The organism is Variovorax sp. 278MFTsu5.1 (genome assembly GCF_048305045.1).
Classification (GTDB): domain Bacteria; phylum Pseudomonadota; class Gammaproteobacteria; order Burkholderiales; family Burkholderiaceae_C; genus Variovorax; species Variovorax guangxiensis.
Window position 1 is genome coordinate 837,350 of the sequence record NZ_CP157622.1, and the last position, 24,276, is coordinate 861,625.

The following is a 24,276-nucleotide window of genomic DNA, read 5'->3' on the forward strand; positions in this document are numbered from 1 at the left end:
AGCCCGTCGCGTCCCGACGGGCTTCGGCGTCTCAAGAGACGCATTGAATTGAAGGCCTCAGGGCCACAGGAAATCAGCCGAACATGGCCACTTCTCAAATCGAAACGGTGAGCACCGGCGCCGACAAGGCCAAACTGGCTGCGGCGGTGGTGCTGGCAGTGGGCGCCATCGTGGCGTTCTATCTGCTGGCGCGCCAGGGCTCGCTGGTGCAATGGGCTGCGCTGCTGGTCGGTCTGGCGGCGGCTGTGGTTGTTTTCGGTAGTTCGGAGAATGGCCGCCAGCTTTGGGCGTTCGGCCGCGATTCGTGGCGCGAAGTCAGGAAGGTCGTCTGGCCGACCCGCAAGGAGGCGATGCAGATGACGGCCTACGTGTTCGCCTTCGTGGCGATCATGTCCGTCTTTCTCTGGCTGACCGACAAGACGCTCGAGTGGGTATTTTTCGACCTCATTCTGGGCTGGAGAAAGTAAATGACTGACGACGCAGTTGAAACCACGCCGGGCGCGCCGGAGGAAGAAGGCACGTCCGTGCTGGCTCCTGCCGCCAACCCTGATCTGCGTTGGTACGTGGTGCATGCCTATTCGGGCATGGAAAAAGCCGTCGAGCGCAACATCACCGAGCGCATCAACCGCGCCGGCATGCAGGACAAGTTCGGCCGCATCCTGGTCCCGACCGAAGAAGTGGTCGAGATCAAGAATGGCCAGAAGCGCACCACCGAGCGTCGCTTCTTCCCGGGCTACGTTCTGGTCGAAATGATCATGGACGACGAGAGCTGGCACCTGGTGAAGCACACCAACAAGGTGACGGGTTTCGTGGGCGGCGCCAAGAACCGGCCGGCCCCGATCTCGCAGAAAGAGGTCGAAGACATCGTCAGCCAGATGCAGCAGGGCACGGAGAAGCCGCGCCACAAGATCGAATTCACCGTCGGCGAATTCGTGCGCGTCAAGGAAGGCCCGTTCACCGACTTCAACGGCACCGTCGAGGAAGTCAACTACGAGAAGAGCAAGGTCAGCGTGTCGGTCATGATCTTCGGCCGCGCGACGCCTGTGGAACTCGAATTCGGCCAGGTCGAGAAGACCTGAGCCCCGGACCGCGAGGTCCGAACCATTCCCGGCTGCGCGTTGTCCGACTCGGCGCGCGGCCTTGATCGAAGAGTCGTTTAACCCCGGGGAGCCTCGGCCGCAAGCCGAAGCGATATCACCCGCAAGGAGCAAAAAGCATGGCGAAGAAAATCGTCGGCTTCATCAAGCTGCAAGTGCCAGCTGGTAAGGCCAACCCGTCCCCGCCGATCGGTCCTGCACTCGGTCAGCGCGGTCTGAACATCATGGAATTCTGCAAGGCGTTCAACGCCCAGACGCAGAGCTACGAGCCGGGTCTGGCGCTGCCGGTGGTCATCACCGCTTTCGCCGACAAGAGCTTCACCTTCATCATCAAGTCGCCGCCCGCTGGCGTGCTGATCAAGAAGGCGATCAAGCTCGAGAAGGGTTCCGCACGTCCGCACACCGACAAGGTCGGCAAGATCACGCGCGCGCAGCTCGAAGAGATCGCAAAGACCAAGATGAAGGACCTGACCGCCGCCGACATGGACGCCGCGGTTCGCACCATCGCCGGTACGGCCCGTTCGATGGGCGTGAATGTGGAGGGCGTGTAAATGGCCAAGATCACCAAGAAGCAGAAGTCGCTCGAAGGCAAGGTCGACAGCACCAAGCTGTACCCGCTGGCTGACGCGATCACCATCGTCAAGGAAGCCGCCACCGCCAAGTTCGACGAATCGATCGACGTGGCCGTGCAGCTCGGCATCGACGCCAAGAAGTCGGACCAGGTCGTGCGTGGCGCCGTCGTGCTGCCCAACGGCACCGGCAAGACCAAGCGCGTCGCCGTGTTCGCCCAAGGCGCCAAGGCAGAAGAAGCCAAGGCCGCCGGCGCCGACATCGTCGGCATGGACGACCTGGCTGCCATGGTCAAGGCTGGCGACATGCCCTTCGACGTCGTGATCGCCGCACCGGACGCCATGCGCGTCGTCGGTACGCTCGGTCAGGTGCTGGGTCCGCGCGGCCTGATGCCGAACCCGAAGGTCGGCACCGTGACCCCGGACGTCGCCACGGCCGTGAAGAACGCCAAGGCCGGCCAGGTCCAGTTCCGCGTCGACAAGGCCGGTATCGTGCACGGCACGATCGGTCGCCGCTCGTTCGACAACGACAAGCTGCAGGGCAACCTCGCTGCGCTGATCGAAGCTCTGGTCAAGGCCAAGCCCGCGACCAGCAAGGGCGTGTATCTGCGCAAGGTGGCTGTGTCGTCGACCATGGGTCTGGGTGTCCGCGTGGACACGCAAACCATCTCGGCGAGCTAAAGAGATTTGCTCCACCTCGCAAGGGTGGGGCGGATGTGGTGGGTCGCGGCGGCTTCGGTTGCCGCGGGCCATCCAAGACCGCTGGTGTGCAGGGTGCTGCACTTAAACGCCGGACCTTCCCGTCCGGTATCCAGCGCAGATGGCGACCCCACTGCAAGGAATCGAGAAAGTTGATTTTTTGTTCCTGACAGTTGGTCGCTGCATGAAGCGCGATCCAGGCCCCGGCCGAAGATCGCATTTAAAGGAGTAGACCTTGAGTCTGAATCGCAGTGAGAAAGAAGCGGTCATCAACGATGTGACCAGCCTCGCCGCAAAAGCTCAAACGCTCGTGATGGCGGAATACCGTGGCATCACGGTTGCCGATATGACCAAACTGCGCAACGAAGCGCGCAGCAAGGGTGTGAGCCTGAGTGTTCTGAAGAACACGCTGGCCCGCCGTGCTGTCGCCGGTAGCGCGTTCGAGGTCGTCGGCGACCAGATGACCGGTCCGCTGATCTACGGCTTCTCCGAAGACGCTGTGGCCGCCGCCAAGGTGGTGGCCGATTTCGCGAAGACCAACGACAAGCTGGTCATTCGCGGTGGCGCATTCGGTGGCAAGGCCCTGGACGTCGAAGGCGTGAAGCAACTGGCCAACATCCCTTCGAAGGAAGTGCTGCTGGCTCAACTGCTGGGCTTGATGCAATCCCCGATCTCTCGTACCGCCCGCGTTCTCGCGGCGCTGGCCGAGAAGCGTGGTGGTGGCGAAGCTGCACCCGCCGATGCCCCGGCAGAAGCACAGGCTGCCTGAGCAGCTTGCGTTTGAAACATTCAACCCAATTGTTAGGAAACAAAAATGGCATTCGATAAAGACGCATTTCTGACCGCGCTCGACAGCATGACGGTCCTGGAACTCAACGACCTGGTCAAGGCCATCGAAGAGAAGTTCGGCGTGAGCGCCGCTGCAATGGCCGCTCCGGCTGCTGGTGGTGGCGGTGCCGCTGCTGCTGCAGTCGAAGAGAAGACCGAGTTCAACGTCATGCTGATGGATGCTGGCGCGAACAAGGTTTCGGCGATCAAGGCAGTGCGCGAAATCACCGGCCTGGGCCTGAAGGAAGCCAAGGACCTGGTGGAAGCCGCTCCCAAGGCTGTCAAGGAAGGCCTGTCGAAGGCTGACGCTGAAGCCGCCAAGAAGAAGCTGGAAGAAGCCGGCGCCAAGGTGGAACTGAAGTAATTCAGACCCCCTGGAGGGCTGGAGGTGCCTGAAAAGGCCCTCCAGCCTTTGCCGCTTTCAGAGCGCACTCAAAAGCCGGCTCGTTGCCGGTTTTCCCGGAGGCCCAAAGGGCTCCGGAAAAGCCAAAACGAGGCGGGATTTTTGAGTGTCTTCTGACCCCGACTGCAGAAGACCCCTTGGTTCGGGCGATGTGCAACGCATCGCTGTCCGCCAACGGCTGGTAGTGGCCAGCCGCCAAGCAGTGGTGCCCAGGCACTGCTGACAAGTCGCTGAAGATCTCAAGCACCGGAGCTCTCATGGCCCAATCGTCCGCGTACAGTTACACCGAACGCAAGCGCATCCGAAAAAGTTTCGGCAATCGCGACAGCGTCGTCGAAATCCCCTACCTGCTGCAGATGCAGAAAGACGCATACACCGCGTTCCTGCAAGCCGGCATCCCCCCGAAACAACGTACCGTCGAAGGCCTGCAGGCCGCGTTCGACGCTGCCTTCCCGATCGTCTCGCACAACGGTTTCGTCGAGATGAAGTTCCTCGAGTACAACCTGGCGAAGCCGGCGTTCGACGTGCGCGAATGCCAGACCCGCGGCCTGACCTTCGCGTCGGCCGTGCGCGCCAAGGTGCAGCTCATCATCTATGACCGCGAGTCGTCGACCTCGCAGTCGAAGGTGGTCAAGGAAGTGAAGGAACAAGAGGTCTATATGGGCGAAGTGCCGCTCATGACGGACAAGGGTTCGTTCATCATCAACGGTACCGAGCGCGTGATCGTGTCGCAGCTGCACCGTTCGCCGGGCGTGTTCTTCGAGCACGACAAGGGCAAGACGCACAGCTCGGGCAAGCTGCTGTTCTCCGCCCGCGTGATCCCCTACCGCGGTTCGTGGCTCGACTTCGAGTTCGACCCGAAGGACATGCTGTACTTCCGCGTCGACCGTCGCCGCAAGATGCCGGTGACGATCCTGCTGAAGGCCATCGGCCTGAACCCGGAATCGATCCTCGCGAACTTCTTCGTGAACGACAACTTCCGCCTGATGGACAGCGGCGCGCAGATGGAGTTCGTCTCCGAGCGCCTGCGCGGCGAAGTCGCGCGCTTCGACATCACCGACAAGTCGGGCAAGGTCGTGGTCGCCAAGGACAAGCGCGTCACCGCGCGCCATACGCGTGAGCTCGAGCAGGGCGGCACCACGCACATCAGCGTGCCGGAAGACTTCCTGATCGGCCGCGTGATCGCCCGCAACATCGTCGATGCCGATTCCGGCGAGATTCTGGCCAAGGCCAACGACGAGCTGACCGAGTCGCTGCTGAAGAAGCTGCGCACGGCCGGCGTGCAGGACGTGCAGGTCATCTACACGAACGAACTCGACCAGGGCGCGTACATCTCGCAGACCCTGCGCATCGACGAAACCGTGGACGAGTTCGCCGCCCGCGTGGCCATCTACCGCATGATGCGCCCCGGCGAGCCGCCGACGGAAGACGCCGTGCAGGCCCTGTTCCAGCGCCTGTTCTACAACCCGGACACGTACGACCTGTCGCGCGTCGGCCGCATGAAGTTCAACGCCAAGGTCGGCCGCGACGAGTCGACCGGCCCGATGGTGCTGACCAACGAGGACATCCTGGCCGTGGTCAAGATCCTCGTGGACCTGCGCAACGGCAACGGCGAAGTCGACGACATCGACCACCTGGGCAACCGTCGCGTGCGCTGCGTGGGCGAACTGGCCGAGAACCAGTACCGCACCGGCCTGGCCCGCATCGAGAAGGCCGTGAAGGAGCGTCTGGGCCAGGCGGAGCAAGAGCCGCTGATGCCGCACGACCTGATCAACAGCAAGCCGATCTCGGCCGCCCTGAAGGAGTTCTTCGGCGCCTCGCAGCTGTCGCAGTTCATGGACCAGACGAACCCGCTGTCCGAGATCACCCACAAGCGCCGCGTGTCGGCCCTTGGCCCGGGCGGTCTGACGCGCGAACGTGCCGGCTTCGAAGTGCGCGACGTGCACGTGACCCACTACGGCCGCGTGTGCCCGATCGAAACGCCTGAAGGCCCGAACATCGGCCTGATCAACTCGCTGGCCCTGTACGCCCGCCTGAACGAATACGGCTTCATCGAGACGCCGTACCGCCGCGTGGTTGACGGCAAGGTCACCAACGAGATCGACTACCTGTCGGCCATCGAGGAAGGCAAGTACGTCATCGCCCAGGCCAACGCGGCCCTGGACAAGGACGGCAAGCTGACCGGCGACCTGGTCTCCGCCCGCGAAGCCGGCGAATCGATCCTGGTCGGCGCAGAGCGCATCCAGTACATGGACGTGTCGCCCGCGCAGATCGTGTCGGTGGCCGCATCGCTCGTGCCGTTCCTCGAGCACGACGACGCGAACCGCGCGCTGATGGGCGCCAACATGCAGCGCCAGGCCGTGCCGGTGCTGCGTCCGGAGAAGCCGATGGTCGGTACCGGTATCGAGCGCGTCTCCGCGGTCGACTCGGGCACCGTGGTCACGGCCACTCGCGGCGGCATCGTCGACTACGTCGACGCGACCCGTGTCGTGGTGCGCGTGAACGACGCCGAAGCGGCTGCCGGTGAAGTCGGTGTGGACATCTACAACCTGATCAAGTATCAGCGTTCGAACCAGAACACCAACATCCACCAGCGCCCCATCGTCAAGCGCGGCGACAAGATCGCCAAGGGCGACGTGGTGGCCGACGGCGCATCGACCGACCTCGGCGAACTGGCCCTCGGCCAGAACATGCTGATCGCGTTCATGCCCTGGAACGGCTACAACTTCGAAGACTCGATCCTGATCTCGGAACGCGTCGTCGCCGAAGACCGCTACACCTCGATCCACATCGAGGAACTGGTGGTGATGGCCCGCGACACGAAGCTGGGCGCCGAAGAAATCACGCGCGACATCCCGAACCTGGCCGAGCAGCAGCTCAACCGCCTCGACGAGTCCGGCATCATCTATGTCGGCGCCGAAGTGCAGCCGGGCGACACGCTGGTGGGCAAGGTCACGCCGAAGGGCGAGACCACGCTGACGCCTGAAGAGAAGCTGCTTCGCGCCATCTTCGGCGAGAAGGCTTCCGACGTGAAGGACACCTCGCTGCGCGTGGACCAGGGCTCGCAGGGCACCGTGATCGACGTGCAGGTGTTCACCCGCGAAGGCATCCAGCGCGACAAGCGCGCCCAGCAGATCATCGACGACGAACTCAAGCGCTTCCGCCTCGACCTGAACGACCAGCTTCGCATCGTCGAAGCCGACGCGTTCGACCGTATCGAGAAGCTGCTGACCGGCAAGGTCGCCAACGGCGGCCCGAACAAGCTGGCCAAGGGCACCAAGCTCGACAAGGCCTACCTGTCGTCGGTCGAGAAGTTCCACTGGTTCGACATCCGCCCGGCGGAAGACGAAGTGGCGACGCAGCTCGAGTCGATCAAGAACTCGCTGGAGCAGACGCGCCACAGCTTCGACCTCGCGTTCGAAGAAAAGCGCAAGAAGCTCACGCAGGGCGACGAGCTGCCCGCTGGCGTGCTCAAGATGGTCAAGGTCTACCTGGCCGTCAAGCGCCGCCTGCAGCCCGGCGACAAGATGGCCGGCCGCCACGGCAACAAGGGTGTGGTGTCGAAGATCGTTCCGGTCGAGGACATGCCCCACATGGCCGACGGCACGCCGTGCGACATCTGCCTGAACCCGCTGGGCGTGCCCTCGCGGATGAACGTGGGCCAGGTTCTCGAAGTGCACCTGGGCTGGGCTGGCAAGGGCGTGGGCCAGCGCATCGGCGACCTGCTGCAGCAGGAGGCCAAGGTGGCCGAGCTGCGCAAGTTCATGGAGCAGCTGTACAACGGCTCGGGCCGCCAGGAGAACATCGCCTCGCTGAGCGACACCGAGCTGCTCGAGATGGCCGGCAACCTGCAGAACGGCGCGACCTTCGCGACGCCGGTGTTCGACGGTGCCTCGGAAGAGGAAATCCGCGGCATGCTGAAGCTGGCCTATCCGGACGACATCGCCAAGGCCAAGGGCCTGACCGAGAGCCGCACGCAGGCCTACCTGTTCGACGGCCGCACCGGCGACCAGTTCGAGCGTCCCGTCACCGTCGGCTACATGCACTTCCTGAAGCTGCATCACCTGGTGGACGACAAGATGCACGCCCGCTCGACCGGCCCGTACTCGCTGGTCACGCAGCAGCCTCTGGGCGGCAAGGCGCAGTTCGGCGGCCAGCGTTTCGGGGAAATGGAAGTGTGGGCGCTCGAAGCCTACGGCGCTTCCTACGTCCTGCAGGAAATGCTGACCGTGAAGTCCGACGACGTGCAAGGCCGTACCAAGGTGTACGAGAGCATCGTCAAGGGCGAGCACTCGATCGAAGCCGGCATGCCGGAGTCGTTCAACGTGCTGGTCAAGGAAATCCGTTCGCTGGGTCTCGACATCGAGCTCGAGCGTTCCTAATTTGAAAAGGGAAAGAGTCTTATGAAATCGCTACTCGACCTGTTCAAGCAATTCACCCCTGATGAGCATTTCGATGCCATCAAGATCGGCATGGCTTCGCCCGAGAAGATCCGTTCGTGGTCCTTCGGCGAGGTGAAGAAGCCCGAGACGATCAACTACCGCACGTTCAAGCCCGAGCGCGACGGCCTCTTCTGCGCGAAGATCTTCGGCCCGATCAAGGACTACGAGTGCCTGTGCGGCAAGTACAAGCGCCTGAAGCACCGCGGCGTGATCTGCGAGAAGTGCGGCGTCGAAGTCACGCAGACCAAGGTGCGTCGCGAGCGCATGGGTCACATCGACCTGGCCGCGCCCTGCGCCCACATCTGGTTCCTGAAGTCGCTGCCGTCGCGCCTGGGCCTCGTGCTCGACATGACGCTGCGCGACATCGAGCGCGTGCTGTACTTCGAAGCCTACGTGATCACCGACCCCGGCATGACCCCGCTGAAGAAGTTCGGCATCATGTCCGAGGACGACTACGACGCGAAGCGCAAGGAATACGGTGACGAGTTCGTCGCCAAGATGGGCGCCGAAGGCATCAAGGACCTGCTGGAAGGCATCGAACTCGACAGCGAGATCGAACGCCTGCGCGGCGACCTGACCGGCTCCGAAGTCAAGGTCAAGAAGAACTCCAAGCGCCTGAAGGTGCTGGAAGCCTTCCGCAAGTCGGGCATCAAGCCCGAGTGGATGGTGCTCGACGTGCTGCCCGTGCTGCCGCCGGACCTGCGTCCGCTGGTGCCGCTGGACGGCGGCCGCTTCGCGACCTCCGACCTGAACGACCTGTACCGCCGCGTCATCAACCGCAACTCGCGCCTGCGCCGCCTGCTGGAGCTGAAGGCTCCGGAAATCATCGCGCGCAACGAGAAGCGGATGCTGCAGGAAGCCGTCGACTCGCTGCTGGACAACGGCCGCCGCGGCAAGGCCATGACGGGCGCCAACAAGCGCGCGCTGAAGTCGCTGGCCGACATGATCAAGGGCAAGAGCGGCCGCTTCCGCCAGAACCTGCTGGGCAAGCGCGTCGACTACTCGGGCCGTTCGGTCATCGTGGTGGGCCCGACGCTCAAGCTGCACCAGTGCGGCCTGCCGAAGCTGATGGCGCTCGAGCTGTTCAAGCCCTTCATCTTCTCGCGCCTCGAAGCCATGGGCATCGCCACCACGATCAAGGCTGCCAAGAAGGAAGTCGAATCGGGTACGCCGGTGGTCTGGGACATCCTGGAAGAGGTCATCAAGGAGCACCCGGTCATGCTGAACCGCGCTCCGACGCTGCACCGCCTGGGCATCCAGGCCTTCGAGCCGATCCTGATCGAAGGCAAGGCGATCCAGCTGCACCCGCTCGTGTGCGCGGCTTTCAACGCCGACTTCGACGGCGACCAGATGGCCGTCCACGTGCCGCTGTCGGTGGAAGCGCAGATGGAAGCCCGCACGCTGATGCTGGCGTCCAACAACGTGCTGTTCCCGGCTTCGGGCGAACCGTCGATCGTTCCCTCGCAGGACGTGGTGCTGGGTCTGTACTACACGACCCGCGACCGCATCAACGGCAAGGGCGAAGGCCTGGTCTTCTCCGACATCGGTGAAGTCCAGCGCGCGCTCGACGCCAACGAAGTCGAACTCACCGCCAAGGTGGCAGTGCGCATCACGGAGTACACCAAGAACAAGGAAACCGGCGAATTCGTGCCGTCGACCTCGCTCGTGGACACCACCGTGGGCCGCGCGCTGCTGTCCGAGATCCTGCCGAAGGGCCTGCCGTTCTCGAACATCAACAAGGCGCTGAAGAAGAAGGAAATCTCCAAGCTCATCAACGTCTCGTTCCGCAAGTGCGGCCTGAAGGAAACCGTCGTCTTCGCAGACAAGCTGCTGCAGAACGGCTTCCGCCTGGCAACCAAGGCCGGCATCTCGATCGCCATCGACGACATGCTGGTGCCTTCGGAGAAGCACGGCATCATCGAGCGCTCGGCCAAGGAAGTGAAGGAGATCGAGCAGCAGTACGTCTCCGGTCTCGTGACCTCCGGCGAGCGCTACAACAAGGTGGTGGACATCTGGGGCAAGGCCGGCGACGAAGTGTCGAAGGTGATGATGGCCAAGCTGTCGAAGCAGAAGGTCATCGACCGCAACGGCAAGGAAGTCGAGCAGGAGTCCTTCAACTCGATCTACATGATGGCCGACTCGGGCGCCCGCGGTTCCGCGGCCCAGATCCGCCAGGTGGCCGGCATGCGCGGCCTGATGGCCAAGCCTGACGGCTCGATCATCGAGACGCCCATCACCGCGAACTTCCGCGAAGGCCTGAACGTGCTGGAGTACTTCATCTCCACCCACGGTGCCCGTAAGGGTCTGGCCGACACGGCGCTGAAGACGGCGAACTCGGGCTACCTGACCCGTCGTCTGGTCGACGTGACGCAGGACCTGGTCGTGACCGAGCAGGACTGCGGCACGCACGGCGGCTACCTGATGCGCGCCATCGTCGAAGGCGGTGAAGTCATCGAATCGCTGCGCGACCGTATCCTCGGCCGTACCGCTGCCGACGACGTGCTGCACCCGGAAAACCGCGCCGTGCTGCTGAAGGCCGGCGAGATGTTCGACGAGGACACCATCGAGTCGCTGGAAGCGCAAGGCGTCGACGAGGTCAAGGTGCGCACCGCGCTGACCTGCGAGACCCGCTTCGGCATCTGCTCGACCTGCTACGGCCGCGACCTGGGTCGCGGCGGCCTGATCAACATCGGCGAAGCCGTCGGTGTGATCGCCGCCCAGTCCATCGGCGAACCCGGCACGCAGCTGACGATGCGTACCTTCCACATCGGTGGTGCCGCTTCGCGCGCCGCCATCGCCTCGAGCGTGGAAGCCAAGTCGAACGGCTCGATCGGCTTCAACGCCACGATGCGCTACGTGACCAACAGCAAGGGCGAGCTGGTCGTGATCTCGCGTTCGGGTGAAATCATCATCCACGACGAGCACGGCCGCGAGCGCGAGCGCCACAAGGTGCCGTACGGCGCGACCCTGACGGTCAAGGCCGACCAGCAGATCAAGGCTGGCCACGTCCTGGCCAACTGGGACCCGCTGACCCGCCCGATCATCACGGAATTCGCCGGCAAGACGCAGTTCGAGAACGTCGAGGAAGGCCTCACGGTCGCCAAGCAGGTGGACGAAGTGACCGGTCTGTCGACCCTGGTCGTGATCGACCCGAAGCGCCGCGGCGCCGCCAAGGTCGTGCGTCCGCAGGTGAAGCTCATCGACGCCTCCGGCGCCGAAGTGAAGATCCCGGGCACCGACCACTCGGTGACGATCGGCTTCCCGATCGGCGCGCTGGTGCAGGTGCGTGACGGCCAGGACGTGGGCCCCGGCGAAGTGCTGGCGCGTATTCCGGTCGAAGGCCAGAAGACCCGCGACATCACCGGCGGTCTGCCGCGCGTTGCCGAGCTGTTCGAAGCCCGTTCGCCGAAGGACAAGGGCATGCTGGCCGAAATGACCGGCACCGTGTCGTTCGGCAAGGAAACGAAGGGCAAGATCCGCCTGCAGATCACCGATCCGGAAGGCACGGTCTGGGAAGACCTCGTGCCGAAGGAAAAGAACATCCTGGTGCACGAAGGCCAGGTGGTGAACAAGGGCGAATCGGTGGTCGACGGCCCGGCTGACCCGCAGGACATCCTGCGCCTGCTGGGTTCGGAAGAACTGGCGCGCTACATCGTGGACGAAGTGCAGGACGTGTACCGCCTGCAGGGCGTGAAGATCAACGACAAGCACATCGAGGTGATCGTTCGCCAGATGCTGCGCCGCGTCGTGGTCGACAACCCGGGCGACACCAGCTACATCGCCGGCGAACAGATCGAACGCAGCGAGATGCTCAACACCAACGACGCCCTGCGCGCCGAAGGCAAGATCCCCGCGACGTTCACCAACCTGCTGCTGGGTATCACGAAGGCATCGCTGTCGACGGACTCGTTCATCTCGGCCGCTTCGTTCCAGGAAACGACGCGCGTGCTGACCGAAGCCGCGATCATGGGCAAGCGCGACGAGCTGCGCGGCCTGAAGGAAAACGTCATCGTCGGCCGCCTGATCCCCGCGGGCACCGGCATGGCGTACCACCAGGCACGCAAGGTCAAGGACGCCATGGACGAGGCCGAGCGCCGCGCCATCGCCGAATCGGAAGCGGCCGAACTGGCCGGTTCCGGTGAAGCCGATGCTGCCGCCAGCACGGCGGACGCCAGCGAAGGCGCTGCGACCGAATAACTGGTTAGCATCACCGGCCATGACCGGTACACCACGCCCCCCGACCGGCCCCGGTCGGGGGGCGTTTTCATTTGTTCCCTGTGATTGATTGCTTGATGAGGCCTTGTCGTCGATGAGCGTATTGCCCGAATCGCTGGCCGGCTGGATCGCGGTCGCGGTCCTGCTCTTCTGGTTTGTCGGCGCCTACAACCGGCTGGTACGCCTTCGCGCGGCCGTGCTGCAGGCCTATGGCCAGCTCGATGCGGCGCTGGGCAAGCAGCTCGACTTCGTGCAGGCCAGCATCGCGGCCGGCCCGCAGACCGAGGCGGCGCCGACCGGCGAATCGCTGTCGTCCATCGCGCCGCTGCAGGCCGCAACGGCGCAGCTCGCGACCTTGCTGGGCGCAACCCGGCTGCGCCCGCTCGACGTCGGCGGCATGGCGGCGCTGGCGACCGCGCTGCAGGTCTGGATCGGCGCCTGGCAGCGGCAGCATCCCGACCAGGTGACCGTGTTCGACGCCGATGGCACGTTGTCGCGGCCCGCGCAGCTGCTGCCCGGCGCGACAAGCATGGTGCCCGGCACGGCGGAGCCCATCGGCTGGCCCGAACCCTCCGCCGCGGCGGAGATCGCGCGCAGCCAGTTCAACCAGGCGGTGGCGCAATACAACGCCGCCATCGCCCAGTTTCCGGCCTTGCTGGTGGCATGGGCCGTGCGTCTGCGTCCGGCGGCACCGCTGCTTTGAGCGGCGCCGGCCTGTGATCCGGGCCGCCACGGCCGCAGTGGTATTTCCTGTCGCTCTCTTTCCATGTACGAAGTCCGGCTTTTGGCCGGCCCGTTACCATCGCCTCCAACTTGTCAGAACTACCCTCCGACCCCTCTCGCAGAGGCCCTGGCGACACGCCGCCCCTGCAACAACCCCCGCTCTGGCGCCAGCTGCAACTGACGGCGGCGGCGCTGGCGTCGATCCGCGCCGGCACGTCGGGCTCCGTGGCCTTCGAGGCCGTCGAGCCCGCGCTGCGGCCCGGCGTGCAATCGCTCGGCTTCCAGGTGCTGCGCTGGCTCGGCCGCGCCGAGGCGCTGCGCCGCCACCTGGCCAAGCGCACGCCGCCGCCCCTGCCCGATGCGCTGCTGTGCACCGCGTTGGCACTCGCCTGGAATGCGGAGCACGCTCCCTACGAGCCGTTCACCCTGGTCGACCAGGCCGTCGAGGCCGCCAAGCGCAATCCCGCCACGCGGGCGCAGGCCAGCTTCATCAACGCCTGCCTGCGGCGCTTCCTGCGCGAACGCGACGAGCTCGTGGCCGCCACCGACTCGGAACCCGTCGCGCAGTGGAACCACCCGCGCTGGTGGATCGAGCGCCTCAAGCGCGACCATCCGCGCGATTGGCAGCGGGTGCTGGCCGCCGACAACGCGCAGGCGCCGATGACGTTGCGGGTCAATGTCCTCAGGACGACAGCGGCCTCCTACCTGACCGAACTCGAAACCGCCGGCCTGACCGCGACGCGCGTGGGCCCGAGCGGCCTGCAACTGGCGCGCGCCCGGCCCGTGCAGCAGCTGCCCGGTTTTGCCGACGGTGCCTGCTCGGTGCAGGACGCGGCCGCGCAGATGGCCGCACCACTGCTGCTCGAGGGCCTGCTGCCGGAGAAAGCGCAGCCCCTGCGCGTGCTCGACGCCTGCGCCGCCCCCGGAGGCAAGACCGCGCATCTGCTCGAAATGGCGGGCACCGGCGCCATCGAGGTCACCGCCCTGGAAGTCGATGCCGCCCGCAGCCGCCGCATCGACGACACCCTGGCCCGCCTCGGGCTTCAGGCCAAGGTGCTCGTCGCCGACGCCGCCCGGACCGACCAGTGGTGGGACGGCACGCCTTTCGACGCCATCCTGCTCGACGCGCCGTGCACGGCGTCCGGCATCGTGAGGCGCCATCCCGACGTGCGCTGGCTGCGCCGCGAGAGCGACACGGCCCAGCTCGCCGCCCAGCAGGCCACGCTCCTGGCCGCCCTGTGGCCGCTGGTGCGGCCCGGCGGGCGACTTCTTTACTGCACTTGCTCCGTGTTTCGCGAAGAGGGCTCGCAACAAATTGATGCGTTTCTTGTACACAACACCAACGCACGATTGCTGCCGTCGCCGGGCCATTTGCTGCCCCAAAGCGGGTCGAATGCTCGTGGCGTCCCGGACAATGCCTCTGGTGACCACGACGGCTTTTTCTACGCCCTGCTTGAAAAGCGTCCTCGTTGAGCGACGGCGCTGGCTGTTCCTGTCGCTGCCCGTCCTGCTCTGGATCTGGGCGATCTGCATGTCCCTCCTGCCGGCTGCGGCCTTCGCCCAGGGGCGCAGCGGCGCCACCATCACCCAGATGCGGCTGGAGCAGGCTGACGATGGCGTCTACTTCAGCGCCGCCGTGCAGTTCGAGCTGCCCTCGCTGGTCGAGGAGGTGCTCGACAAGGGCATCGCCATCTATTTCGTGGCCGAGGCCGAGCTCTTCCAGGAGCGCTGGTACTGGACCGACCGCAAGGTCGCGCAGGTCACGCGCCACATGCGGCTGGCCTACCAACCGCTCACGCGCCGCTGGCGGCTCAACGTATCGGCGGCGCCCATGACCGGCGCGGCCGGCCTGGGCATCTCGCTGAACCAGAACTTCGACACACTGGGCGACGCGCTCGACGCCATCAAGCGCGTCGGACGGCTGCGCATGGGTGACATCGCCGAGATCGGCGACGACCCGCAGCACCAGGTCACCTTCCGCTTCAGGCTCGACACTTCGCAGCTGCCGCGTCCGTTCCAGATCGGCGTGGTCGGCCAGGCCGACTGGAACATCGCCGTGGAGCGCACGGCCAAGCTGCCGATGGAGAAGCAGAAGTGAGCACTCCGGCGCGCGGCGGCACGGTGGCCTCGCAGGCCGCGAGCCGCGCGCGGGCCCGGCGCTGGGCCATCGGCGTCGGTGCCGCGCTGGTCACCGCCATCGGCCTCGTGCTGATGTTCCTGCTGGCGCAGGCCACCAACAACCGCGCGCTGTACGAGCGCTACTACGTGCGCCTCTTCGGCATCAACGTCGTGGTGGCGGTGCTGTTGGTGCTGGTGATCGGCTGGGTCGCCTTCCGTCTGCTGCGGCGGCTGCGGCAGGGCAAGTTCGGCAGCCGGCTGCTCATCAAGCTGGCGGCCATCTTCGCGCTGGTGGGGGTGGTGCCGGGGGCGCTGGTCTATGTGGTGTCGTACCAGTTCGTCGCGCGCTCGATCGAGAGCTGGTTCGACGTCAAGGTGGAAGGCGCGCTCGATGCCGGCCTGAACCTCGGACGGGCCACGCTCGATTCGCTGTCCGATGACCTTGCCGTCAAGACGCGCAGCGCCAGCGCGCAACTGGCGCAGGTGCCCGACGCGAGCGCCGGCCTGGTGCTCGAGCGCATCCGCGACCAGCTCGAGGCCAGCGACGTGATCCTCTGGACCGGCTCCGGGCAGCTCGTGGCCAGCGCCGGCACCTCGCGGTTCCAGCTCAACCCCGACCGGCCGACACAGCAGCAGTTTCGGCAGGTGCGTCCCGAGCGTGCCGTCGCGCACGTCGAGGGGTTGGACGAAACCACCGCGCCGGGCGCGACCCCGCCGGCAGCGAGCGTGCGTGCGCTCGCGATGGTGCAGCGGCCCGGCTTCGACTTCGATACCGCGCCGCGCTACCTGCAGGTCACGCGTCCGCTGCCGCCGGCCGTGGTCGCCAACGCGCTGGCCGTGCAGGAGGCCAACCGTGAATACCAGGAACGGGCGCTGGCGCGCGAAGGGCTGCGGCGCATGTACATCGGCACGCTCACGCTGAGCCTGTTCCTCGCCGTGTTCGGCGCGGTGCTGCTGGCCGTGCTCTTCGGCAACCAGCTTGCGCGGCCGCTGCTCGTGCTGGCCGAAGGCGTGCGGCAGGTGGCGGCCGGCGACCTGCGGCCCACGGCTGTGCTGCAGGGCAAGGACGAGCTGGGCGGCCTCACGCGCTCCTTCGCCGTCATGACGCAGCAGCTGGCCGACGCCCGCGGCGCGGTCGAGAAGACCATGGGCCAGCTCGACGCGGCGCGCGCCAACCTGCAGACCATCCTCGACAACCTGACCTCGGGTGTGATCGTGCTCGATGCCAAGGGCACCGTGCTGTCCACCAACCCGGGCGCGACCCGCGTGCTGCGCGCGCCGCTCGCGGCCTACGAGGGCCGGCCGCTCATCGAGGTTCCGGGGCTGGGCGAATTCGGCGCCAAGGTGCAGCAGCAGTTCGAGGACTTTCTCGTCGAGCGCATGCAGCACGGCCTCGACCACTGGCAGCACGCTTTCGAGCTGCATGCCTCCGGCGCCGATCTGCCGCAGCAGGACGGCGCCATCAACATCGTCGCGCGCGGCGCGGAGCTGCCAGGCGCCGCGCGGCTGCTGGTGTTCGACGACATCTCCGAGATCGTCTCGGCCCAGCGCGCGCAGGCCTGGGGCGAGGTCGCGCGGCGGCTCGCGCACGAGATCAAGAACCCGCTCACGCCGATCCAGCTCTCGGCCGAACGGCTCGAGATGAAGCTCTCGGGCAAGGTCCAGCCGCCCGAGCAGGCCGTGCTCGTGAAGTCGGTGAAGACCATCGTCGACCAGGTCGACGCGATGAAGCGGCTGGTGAACGAATTCCGCGACTACGCGCGCCTGCCTGCGGCCGACCTCAAGCCGGTCGACCTGAACGCCCTGCTGACCGACGTGCTGCAGCTCTACAGCGCGGAGAACCTGCCGATCACGCTGCGCTCCGAGCTCGACGAGCGCTGCCCGCCCATCAGGGGCGACGCGCAGCAGATCCGCCAGGTCATACACAACCTGTTGCAAAACGCGCAGGACGCTGCGGAGGCCGCTGCGAGCGGAACGGGCAAGGCTGGCGAGGTCACCATCCGGACGCGGCTGGGCGACTCGGGGCAGCGCGTGCGCCTGACCGTGCAGGACAGTGGCCCGGGTTTCGCCGAGAACATCCTCAAGCGCGCGTTCGAGCCCTACGTCACCACGAAAACAAAAGGTACAGGTTTGGGACTTGCCGTCGTCAAGAAGATCGCCGACGAGCACGGCGCGCGCATCGAGCTTTCGAACCGCGTCGTCGATGGGGCTGTAGCAGGGGCACAAGTCTCGCTATCATTCGCGCTGGCAAGCGAGCCGCGGGCAGCGGCCGCTCACACCGAAGATTCGTCGAAGTCTTCCGCCGCCTGAGCCGCACGAATGTCCGTCGCACAGGCGATGGATGGGCCAGAGGACTCAACATACCATTGCGGACACCAGCGCACACAAAAAGCAGCACTCATGGCAAACATTCTCGTGGTCGATGACGAGCTGGGCATCCGGGACCTGCTCTTCGAAATTCTCAATGACGAGGGCCACAACGTGGAACTCGCGGAGAACGCGGCCGAAGCGCGCGCTGCGCGCCAGCGCGCACGACCCGATCTCGTGCTGCTCGACATCTGGATGCCCGATACCGACGGCGTCACGCTGCTCAAGGAGTGGTCCACCGCCGGCCTCCTGAGCATGCCCGTCATCATGATGAGCGGGCACGCCACCATCGACACGGCAGTCGACGCCACGCGCATCGGCGCATTCGCCTTTCTCGAAAAGCCCATCACCATGCAGAAGCTGCTCAAGGCGGTGGAGCAGGGGCTGGCCCGCGAGAGCGCGCGCCGCGCGGCAGCAGGCGTGGTGCCCGCGCCGATCACCGGCAGCCAGGCCACCGCCATCACAACCACCGGCGACAGCCTGCTGATGGCCTCGCTGGCTTCCGTGCCCGTGGCCGACACAGGCCCGCAGTCGACCCAGAGCTTCGACCTCGACCGCCCGCTGCGCGACGCGCGCGACGGCTTCGAGAAGGCGTACTTCGAGTTCCACCTGGCGATGGAGAACGGCTCCATGACCCGCGTCGCCGAGAAAACCGGCCTCGAACGCACCCATCTTTACAGAAAGCTCAAACAACTTGGCGTTGATCTTTCAAGAGGGCGCAGAAGCGCTGTATAATCTGAGGCTGCACACAGCAATGGCCCGGTAGCTCAGTTGGTAGAGCAGCGGATTGAAAATCCGCGTGTCGGTGGTTCGATTCCGCCCCAGGCCACCAATCCAAGCCCCTGATTCTTCACGGAATCAGGGGCTTTTCAGTTTGTGATGCTTCGGCAGCGCTGCCAGATCGCCAGATGTTCGCCCGCGCGGGCTTTTCTTCAACTAACTGTTGGCGAAGATGTCCCCATACCCCTGGAAGACCCAGCGATCTCCGCTTTGCGTACAGATCCCGGTGAATTCGTTGTTGACCCCGCGCGACCAGAAGTGGAGCCCGAGTCGCCCGCGATACAAGATGATCTGTGCCAGATCGGCATCGATCTCACCGAGCCGGGCGACCATCTCGTCGATCTGCGGCAGCACAGCCTCCAGTATTGGCATGACCTCGCGTTCAAGCGCCTCCTGATCGACGGCGTACACCTGGATCGTGAGCTCGTCCGCTGTACCGCGGTACAGATCGCAATCGAACTGCACGCGGCCTTCATCGTCTCGATGGTCGTCCGCCTGGTGGAAGCCTTGAAGTCGCAGTTCGGCGAGATAGTCCATCGGCGGTTGCAGGGTTCGTTCATGAAACCGCTGACGGAGCGGTGGATGCGGGAGCATATCCAAGGGCTGGAGCTCTCGCCGGAGCCGATCCATATCTAGGTCGAACAACTCTCCCGCAGAACCTCACGCAGAGAGCTGATCGTGCCGTCCGCAACCTCGATGCGCCAATGCAGCGCTTCGTTGATCAGCCGGACCAGCGCGCCGAGTTCGGAGCGCGTCGGGCAGAGCTCTTCGCAGTCGGTCACCTGCAACGGCGCGATGAGCTTTTCGAGGCACGCGTATGCGCTGTGCACGTCACGGATGCTGGTGACGTCGTCGCTTACTTGGAGCGCGAATGATTCGGGACTGTGCTGAAGAGGGGGCGACTTTGACGCTGCGTCGGGCGCCGCAACGGGTTCTTCGGCGGAGTGAGGGGGCGTGCGCGTGAATGCGCGAGCGGATTTAGCCATGACGGCCTCCAAGAGCTTCGGTTTGCTAAAACCGCCGCTCCCGAGACCAATCGAGGGCGGCGACTCGACGGGTTGGTCTACCGGGAAGCTCTTGCGAGAACCGGCCGGGCTTGCGCCCGCCCATCGAGCCGCCAAAACTGGAGGCACGAACGACAAAGCCGCAGACCCTGCGGGGAAACTGCGGCTTTCGTCGCAGAGCTTCAACGGGAGACCAATCCCGGTCACACCTTCTTGCGGCATGACGGGCGCAGTATAGCCAGCAGGCCTTTCGTCCCTGCAGATCACAGCCCAGCGTGACATTTAGGAACGTTCTTCACCGTCCCGATGTGCGCCACACCGCGCAGCCAGGCGTTGGAAGCGCATCAGGGCAGCTTCTTGCCCTTCAGGAGATGAAAGAAATGGCTTTCCCCAAATCCACGCTCAAGCTGGTCGCCGCAGGTTTCCTCGCCGCCGGCGCCTTGTTCGCCGCCGCATCCGCCAACGCGGGCACGAGCTGGTCTGTTGGCATCAACGTACCCGGCGTGGTCGTGACCGAGCCCGCGCCGGTTTACTACGAGCCGGCACCCGTGTACTCGCGGCCGGCACCGACCTACTACCAGCCGGCCCCGGTGTATTCCGCTCCGGCGCCTGTCTATTACGAGTCCGGACCCAGCTGGGAAGAGCGTCGTGCGCAGCGCTGGGAAGAGCGCCGCGAGTGGCGCCGCCGCCAGTGGGAGCGCGAGCAGTATCGCCGCTACTACGAAGACCGCTATTGAGATCGAGCGAATGCGCAGCCGCTGACGCGGCAGTGCGCCTTAGTCGAGCACCAGCTGCGTCTGCGTGACGACAGCGCACAGCTTGCCGTCCGCGTTGGTCACCGAGGTCTGCCACACCTGAGTCGTGCGCCCGCGATGCAGTGCCACGCTGGTGCCGGTGACCGTGGTGCCCACGCGCGCTCCGGCGATGAACTTGGTGCTCGAATCGGTCGTCGTCGTTCGCTTGCCTTCGGGCAGGTTGACGATGGTGCCGACCGCGCCCAGCGTGTCCGCGAAGGCCATGTAGGCGCCGCCGTGGAGGATGCCGCCGGCGGTGCACAGGTCGGGCCGCACTTCCATTAGCGCGACCACGCGCTCGGGCGCCAGCTCGGTGAGCCGCACGCCCATGAGGCCGGGGAAGATGGTGTCCAGCAGCTTCTGCATCGCGGCGATGTCTGGCATGAATGTCTCCTTGCTTGTATCTAGGACCGAAGGCTCAGCCGGTGGTAGTAGCGCGCCGCAGCGCCGCGCGGGCCAGCAGACGTGTCGAGTCCAGCGTGGGCAGTGATGAGTTGCCGTCGTTCAGCACCAGTGGCAACTCGGTGCAGCCCAGCACGACGGCATCGCAGCCGCGTGCCTTCAGCCCGTCGATCATCCGCCGCAGCACGTCGGTGGACTCCGGCTTCATCACGCCGCGCACCAGCTCGTCCATGATGATGCGGCCCATCTCCGAACGCTCCTCGGCGCTTGGCCGCACGGCCTCGAGTCCGGCTGCCGACAGCGCCTGCGGATAGACCTCGCTGTTCACCAGCCAGTGCGTGCCCAGCACGCCCACGCTGCGGAAGCCGCGCGACACGGCCTCGGCCGCAACGACTTGGGCGATGTGCAGCCAAGGCCGTGGCGACTTCGGAAGCACCAGGTGCATCGCCTGGTGGATGGTGTTGTCGGGGCAGATAAGAAAGTCGGCGCCGGCTGCGGCGAGCTTGCCCGCCGACGACAGCATCAGCTGCGCGACGCCGTCCAGGTCGCCGCGGTCCAGGCAGTCCACGTACGCCGCGAGCGAATGCGTGTGCATCGAAACCTCCGGGTGGGCATGCGCGTGGCCCATGTGGCTGGCGCCTTCGACGCACAGCGTGCGATAGCAGAGCGCAGCGCCTTCGGCCGAGCAGCCGACGATGCCGATGTGAAGTGGCATGAAGCAAGTCTCCGTCTGGGAAATCAGCAGACGATGTTCTCACGCCCTGCGCGACACCGCCACGCCCGCATGGCGGTCGAGCCGCAGCATCATCAGCGTCGCGATGGCCATCAGAAGGCCGACCACGTACCAGGCGTGGTGGAAATCGACCAGCTCCACGGCCGCCGCGCCGCGCAGCGCCTGCGATGCGCCGAGCACCATCGCGCCCAGCGCCACGCCGAGCGCGAGCGACACCTGCTGCAGCATGGTGCCGAGCGTGCTGGCGCCCGCGCGGGTCTCGTCGGGCACGTCGGCAAAGGCCAGCGTGTTGATGGCGGTGAAGTTCATCGAACGCGCCATGCCCGCCACGAAGAGCAGCACGCACATCCACGGCAGCGGATCGCCGGGCGACAGCAGCGCGCAGCCGAACAGCGTGGCGGCGCAGATCGCGCCGTTCACCGTCAGCACGCGGCGAAAGCCGAAGCGCCGCAGCACCGCGGTGGTGGCGCTCTTCATCACGAGGTTGCCGGCCATGTAGACCAGCAGCATCGAGCCGGCCTGGAAGGCGCTCATGCCGAAGCCGATCTGGAACATCAGCGGCAGCAGGAAGGGCGATGCGTTGATCGCGACGCGCGAGATGAAGCCGGCCGTCGCGGTGGCCAGCGCATAGGTCGGCACCGCCAGCGCGCGCAGGTCGAGCAGGGGCGTCGCCACGCGGCGCGCATGGTGCACGGCGGCCATGGTGGCCACCACGCCGGCGGCCAGCAGGCCGAGCGTGGCGGCCGAGCCCGGCTGCGGCCCGCCCAGCCGCGTGAGGCCCTCGACCAGCGCGGCCAGCGCGATGGCGGTGAGCACGAAGCCGGCGGCGTCGAAGCGCACCGGTGCCGTGTCGGCCCGGCGCGGAAAGAGCCGCATGATCAGCCACAGGCCGGCGAGGCCCAGCGGCACGTTCAGCAGGAAGATCCAGTGCCACGAGGCATGCGTGGCGATCAGCCCGCCCAGCGGCGGCCCGATCACCGGCGCGATGAGCCCCGGCCAGGTGATGGTGCCGATGGCCTCGATCAGCCGGTGCTTCGGCGTCTCGCGCAGCACCACCAGCCGGCCCACCGGCGACATGAAGGCGGCCGCCGCGCCCTGCAGCACGCGCGCCGCGACGAAGAACTCGAAAGTCGGCGCAAGCCCGCAGGCGAGCGAGGCGAGGGTGAAGGTGCCGACCGCCAGCGCGAACACCCGCCGCGCGCCGAAGCGCCCCGCGCACCAGCCGGCGGCAGGCACCAGCGCCGCCATCGCGATCAGGTAGACCGTCACGCCCAGGCTCGCGTCCAGCGCGCCGATGCTGAAGGCCGCCCCGATGGCCGGCAGCGCCGTGACGATGACGGTGGCGTCCAGCGTCTCCATGAAGAAGGCGGCCGCCACGGTGAGCGCGATGCGCCTGGAGGCGCTTTCCGTGGCCGCGGCAGGCTGGGCGTTGTCGTTCATCCGCCGAGTCTGACACCGCCGGGTGTTTAGGGTTTACCCGGAGTTAACGATCCGGAAGGTCGGACGGGGCCGGTCGGCGGCATCCGGATCGTCGGCGGGGCGCCTCGCGCCGCATGAAGAAAAGCCCCGTGAAATCAAGGACTTAGGGCGCGCCCCAGCCCTTGCCGGCCGTGGCATGTCGATTGCTGAACCACCGGCCGGCCGTGCACCCCTGATGCGGGGCTCGGTCACGAACCTGGAGACAAACCAATGAGCACCCCCATGGAACACCAGACCGCCCCCAAACCCTTCTACAAATCCCTGTACTTCCAGGTCATCACGGCCATCGTGCTCGGGGTGCTCCTGGGGCATTTCTATCCCGACACCGGCGCTTCGATGAAGCCGCTGGGCGACGGCTTCATCAAGCTGATCAAGATGATCATCGCGCCGATCATCTTCTGCACGGTGGTGGTCGGCATCGCCGGCATGGAGGACATGAAGAAGGTCGGCAAGACCGGCGGCATGGCGCTGCTGTATTTCGAGATCGTCAGCAGCATCGCGCTCATCGTGGGCCTGGTGCTGGTGAACGTGCTCAAGCCCGGCGCGGGCATGAATGTCGACGTGAGCCTGCTCGACACCAAGAGCATCGCGGCCTACACCGGCCCGGGCAAGATGCAGAGCACCACCGACTTCCTGCTCAACATCATTCCCAACACCGTGGTCGACGCCTTCGCCAAGGGCGAGATCCTGCAGGTGCTGCTGATCGCCGTGATGTTCGGCTTCGCGCTGCACCGCTTCGGCGGCCGCGGCACGCTGGTGTTCGACGTGATCGAGAAGGGCTCGCACGTGCTCTTCGTGATCGTCGGCTACATCATGAAGGTCGCGCCCATCGGCGCTTTCGGTGCCATGGCCTTCACCATCGGCAAGTACGGTGTGAGCTCGCTGCTGCAGCTCGGCCAGCTGATGGCCACCTTCTACGCCACCTGCCTGCTCTTCATCTTCGTGGTGCTGGGGCTCATTGCGCGCTTCCACGGCTTCAGCATCTGGAAGTTCATCAAGTACATCAAGGAAGAGCTGCTGATCGTGCTGGGCACCTCGTCCAGCGAATCGGTGCTGCCGCGCATGATGGCCAAGATGGAGAACCTGGGCGCGAAGAAGTCGGTGGTCGGCCTCGTGATTCCGACCGGCTACTCGTTCAACCTCGACGGCACCTCCATCTACCTGACGATGGCGGCGGTGTTCATCGCGCAGGCCACCAACACCGACATGACGCTGACGCAGCAGCTCACGCTGCTGGCGGTGCTGCTGCTGACCTCGAAGGGCGCGGCCGGAGTCACCGGCAGCGGCTTCATCGTGCTGGCGGCCACGCTGTCGGCGGTGGGGCACGTGCCGGTGGCGGGGCTGGCGCTCATCCTGGGCATCGACCGCTTCATGTCGGAAGCCCGCGCGCTCACCAACCTGATCGGCAATGGCGTGGCCACCCTCGTGGTCGCCAAGTGGACCGGCGACCTCGACACCGTGCGCATGAACCAGCACCTGAACCAGGAAAGCACGGCCGAGGCCGACGAGCCCGAGCGCGTGCTCGACGCCACCGAGACGCACATGCCTGCCAGCGGCGCGCGCCAGGCTTCCTGATCTTTTTTCCGCTCCCTCCGGCCCCGCCCTGGGGCCATCGGGCTGCCA

At 65.8% G+C, this 24,276-nt stretch carries 20 protein-coding genes and 1 tRNA gene; 16 read left to right on the plus strand and 5 right to left on the minus strand.

Translation table 11 applies throughout. The annotated features are described in order from the left end of the window. The first annotated feature begins 83 nt into the window (after positions 1–83). From secE to ABL844_RS03755, 14 genes are all read left to right on the plus strand, one after another. Positions 84–467, plus strand: a complete 384-nt coding sequence (gene secE, locus ABL844_RS03690; protein ID WP_126021694.1) for a preprotein translocase subunit SecE — start codon at positions 84–86, stop codon at positions 465–467. Next, entirely contained in the window at positions 468–1,079 is a 612-nt protein-coding gene (nusG, locus tag ABL844_RS03695) for a transcription termination/antitermination protein NusG (RefSeq protein ID WP_126021693.1), read from the plus strand. A gap of 137 nt (positions 1,080–1,216) precedes the next feature. Next, positions 1,217–1,648: a 50S ribosomal protein L11 gene (gene rplK / locus ABL844_RS03700; RefSeq protein WP_093206996.1), complete on the plus strand. Its 432-nt coding sequence runs from the start codon at positions 1,217–1,219 to the stop codon at positions 1,646–1,648. Continuing rightward, on the plus strand, positions 1,649–2,347 hold the full coding sequence (gene rplA, locus ABL844_RS03705; protein ID WP_126021692.1) for a 50S ribosomal protein L1: 699 nt from the start codon (positions 1,649–1,651) through the stop codon (positions 2,345–2,347). A gap of 253 nt (positions 2,348–2,600) precedes the next feature. Then, positions 2,601–3,134, plus strand: coding sequence for a 50S ribosomal protein L10 (gene rplJ / locus ABL844_RS03710; protein ID WP_126021691.1), 534 nt, complete (start codon positions 2,601–2,603; stop codon positions 3,132–3,134). Between the two features lie 45 nt (positions 3,135–3,179). Then, the gene (rplL, locus tag ABL844_RS03715) at positions 3,180–3,557 is read left to right on the plus strand and encodes a 50S ribosomal protein L7/L12 (RefSeq protein WP_369659766.1); all 378 of its coding nucleotides are present in this window, start codon (positions 3,180–3,182) and stop codon (positions 3,555–3,557) included. Between the two features lie 296 nt (positions 3,558–3,853). Next, positions 3,854–7,978, plus strand: coding sequence for a DNA-directed RNA polymerase subunit beta (gene rpoB, locus ABL844_RS03720; RefSeq protein WP_126021689.1), 4,125 nt, complete (start codon positions 3,854–3,856; stop codon positions 7,976–7,978). Positions 7,979–7,999: 21 nt separating this feature from the next. Next, positions 8,000–12,235, plus strand: coding sequence for a DNA-directed RNA polymerase subunit beta' (rpoC, locus tag ABL844_RS03725; protein WP_184642748.1), 4,236 nt, complete (start codon positions 8,000–8,002; stop codon positions 12,233–12,235). A 112-nt stretch (positions 12,236–12,347) separates the two neighbouring features. Continuing rightward, the gene (locus tag ABL844_RS03730; RefSeq protein ID WP_184642749.1) at positions 12,348–12,956 is read left to right on the plus strand and encodes a lema family protein; all 609 of its coding nucleotides are present in this window, start codon (positions 12,348–12,350) and stop codon (positions 12,954–12,956) included. Positions 12,957–13,066: 110 nt separating this feature from the next. Continuing rightward, positions 13,067–14,449 (plus strand): 16S rRNA (cytosine(967)-C(5))-methyltransferase RsmB, encoded by a 1,383-nt coding sequence (rsmB, locus tag ABL844_RS03735; protein ID WP_418130510.1) that lies wholly within the window; start codon positions 13,067–13,069, stop codon positions 14,447–14,449. A 58-nt stretch (positions 14,450–14,507) separates the two neighbouring features. Then, positions 14,508–15,074 carry a DUF4390 domain-containing protein gene (locus tag ABL844_RS03740; RefSeq protein ID WP_418130511.1) on the plus strand — a complete coding sequence of 189 codons (567 nt, stop codon included), beginning with the start codon at positions 14,508–14,510 and terminating at the stop codon, positions 15,072–15,074. After that, a complete protein-coding gene (locus tag ABL844_RS03745; RefSeq protein WP_418130512.1) occupies positions 15,071–17,404 on the plus strand; it encodes an ATP-binding protein in 2,334 nt (777 codons plus the stop codon). The genes ABL844_RS03740 and ABL844_RS03745 overlap by 4 nt, the downstream gene beginning before the upstream one ends. 90 nt (positions 17,405–17,494) lie before the next feature. Then, the gene (locus ABL844_RS03750) at positions 17,495–18,196 is read left to right on the plus strand and encodes a response regulator (protein ID WP_126021684.1); all 702 of its coding nucleotides are present in this window, start codon (positions 17,495–17,497) and stop codon (positions 18,194–18,196) included. 21 nt (positions 18,197–18,217) lie between these two features. Then, positions 18,218–18,293, plus strand: a tRNA-Phe gene (locus tag ABL844_RS03755). 104 nt (positions 18,294–18,397) lie between these two features. On the opposite strand, the gene ABL844_RS03760 is transcribed toward ABL844_RS03755, so the two are convergent. Both ABL844_RS03760 and ABL844_RS03765 read right to left on the minus strand, forming a co-directional pair. Next, entirely contained in the window at positions 18,398–18,778 is a 381-nt protein-coding gene (locus tag ABL844_RS03760; RefSeq protein WP_184634362.1) for a hypothetical protein, read from the minus strand. 95 nt (positions 18,779–18,873) lie between these two features. Continuing rightward, positions 18,874–19,227, minus strand: a complete 354-nt coding sequence (locus ABL844_RS03765; RefSeq protein WP_418130513.1) for a hypothetical protein — start codon at positions 19,225–19,227, stop codon at positions 18,874–18,876. A 398-nt stretch (positions 19,228–19,625) separates the two neighbouring features. Between ABL844_RS03765 and ABL844_RS03770 the strand changes: the two genes are divergently transcribed. After that, positions 19,626–19,982, plus strand: a complete 357-nt coding sequence (locus tag ABL844_RS03770) for a hypothetical protein (protein ID WP_418130514.1) — start codon at positions 19,626–19,628, stop codon at positions 19,980–19,982. A 39-nt stretch (positions 19,983–20,021) separates the two neighbouring features. Here the strand turns inward: ABL844_RS03770 and ABL844_RS03775 are convergent, their stop codons facing one another. The 3 genes from ABL844_RS03775 to ABL844_RS03785 are packed head-to-tail and all read right to left on the minus strand — an operon-like array spanning position 20,022 to position 22,614. Then, a complete protein-coding gene (locus ABL844_RS03775; protein ID WP_126021625.1) occupies positions 20,022–20,423 on the minus strand; it encodes a PaaI family thioesterase in 402 nt (133 codons plus the stop codon). Positions 20,424–20,457: 34 nt separating this feature from the next. Next, a complete protein-coding gene (locus tag ABL844_RS03780; protein WP_418130515.1) occupies positions 20,458–21,156 on the minus strand; it encodes an aspartate/glutamate racemase family protein in 699 nt (232 codons plus the stop codon). 39 nt (positions 21,157–21,195) lie between these two features. After that, a complete protein-coding gene (locus ABL844_RS03785) occupies positions 21,196–22,614 on the minus strand; it encodes an MFS transporter (RefSeq protein WP_418130516.1) in 1,419 nt (472 codons plus the stop codon). 261 nt (positions 22,615–22,875) lie between these two features. On the opposite strand from ABL844_RS03785, the gene ABL844_RS03790 reads away from it, so the two are divergent. Continuing rightward, the gene (locus ABL844_RS03790) at positions 22,876–24,228 is read left to right on the plus strand and encodes a dicarboxylate/amino acid:cation symporter (protein ID WP_126021728.1); all 1,353 of its coding nucleotides are present in this window, start codon (positions 22,876–22,878) and stop codon (positions 24,226–24,228) included. Positions 24,229–24,276: the final 48 nt, after the last annotated feature.

What these genes read in the sequence shown, in the direction of transcription:
- secE (WP_126021694.1), top strand. Translation starts at nt 84, where the DNA reads ATGGCCACTTCTCAAATCGAAACGGTGAGCACCGGCGCCGACAAGGCC.
- nusG (WP_126021693.1), top strand. Translation starts at nt 468, where the DNA reads ATGACTGACGACGCAGTTGAAACCACGCCGGGCGCGCCGGAGGAAGAA.
- rplK (WP_093206996.1), top strand. Translation starts at nt 1,217, where the DNA reads ATGGCGAAGAAAATCGTCGGCTTCATCAAGCTGCAAGTGCCAGCTGGT.
- rplA (WP_126021692.1), top strand. Translation starts at nt 1,649, where the DNA reads ATGGCCAAGATCACCAAGAAGCAGAAGTCGCTCGAAGGCAAGGTCGAC.
- rplL (WP_369659766.1), top strand. Translation starts at nt 3,180, where the DNA reads ATGGCATTCGATAAAGACGCATTTCTGACCGCGCTCGACAGCATGACG.
- rpoB (WP_126021689.1), top strand. Translation starts at nt 3,854, where the DNA reads ATGGCCCAATCGTCCGCGTACAGTTACACCGAACGCAAGCGCATCCGA.
- rpoC (WP_184642748.1), top strand. Translation starts at nt 8,000, where the DNA reads ATGAAATCGCTACTCGACCTGTTCAAGCAATTCACCCCTGATGAGCAT.
- ABL844_RS03730 (WP_184642749.1), top strand. Translation starts at nt 12,348, where the DNA reads ATGAGCGTATTGCCCGAATCGCTGGCCGGCTGGATCGCGGTCGCGGTC.
- ABL844_RS03740 (WP_418130511.1), top strand. Translation starts at nt 14,508, where the DNA reads ATGTCCCTCCTGCCGGCTGCGGCCTTCGCCCAGGGGCGCAGCGGCGCC.
- ABL844_RS03750 (WP_126021684.1), top strand. Translation starts at nt 17,495, where the DNA reads ATGGCAAACATTCTCGTGGTCGATGACGAGCTGGGCATCCGGGACCTG.
- ABL844_RS03760 (WP_184634362.1), bottom strand. Translation starts at nt 18,778, where the DNA reads ATGGACTATCTCGCCGAACTGCGACTTCAAGGCTTCCACCAGGCGGAC.
- ABL844_RS03765 (WP_418130513.1), bottom strand. Translation starts at nt 19,227, where the DNA reads ATGGCTAAATCCGCTCGCGCATTCACGCGCACGCCCCCTCACTCCGCC.
- ABL844_RS03770 (WP_418130514.1), top strand. Translation starts at nt 19,626, where the DNA reads ATGGCTTTCCCCAAATCCACGCTCAAGCTGGTCGCCGCAGGTTTCCTC.
- ABL844_RS03775 (WP_126021625.1), bottom strand. Translation starts at nt 20,423, where the DNA reads ATGCCAGACATCGCCGCGATGCAGAAGCTGCTGGACACCATCTTCCCC.
- ABL844_RS03780 (WP_418130515.1), bottom strand. Translation starts at nt 21,156, where the DNA reads ATGCCACTTCACATCGGCATCGTCGGCTGCTCGGCCGAAGGCGCTGCG.
- ABL844_RS03785 (WP_418130516.1), bottom strand. Translation starts at nt 22,614, where the DNA reads ATGAACGACAACGCCCAGCCTGCCGCGGCCACGGAAAGCGCCTCCAGG.
- ABL844_RS03790 (WP_126021728.1), top strand. Translation starts at nt 22,876, where the DNA reads ATGGAACACCAGACCGCCCCCAAACCCTTCTACAAATCCCTGTACTTC.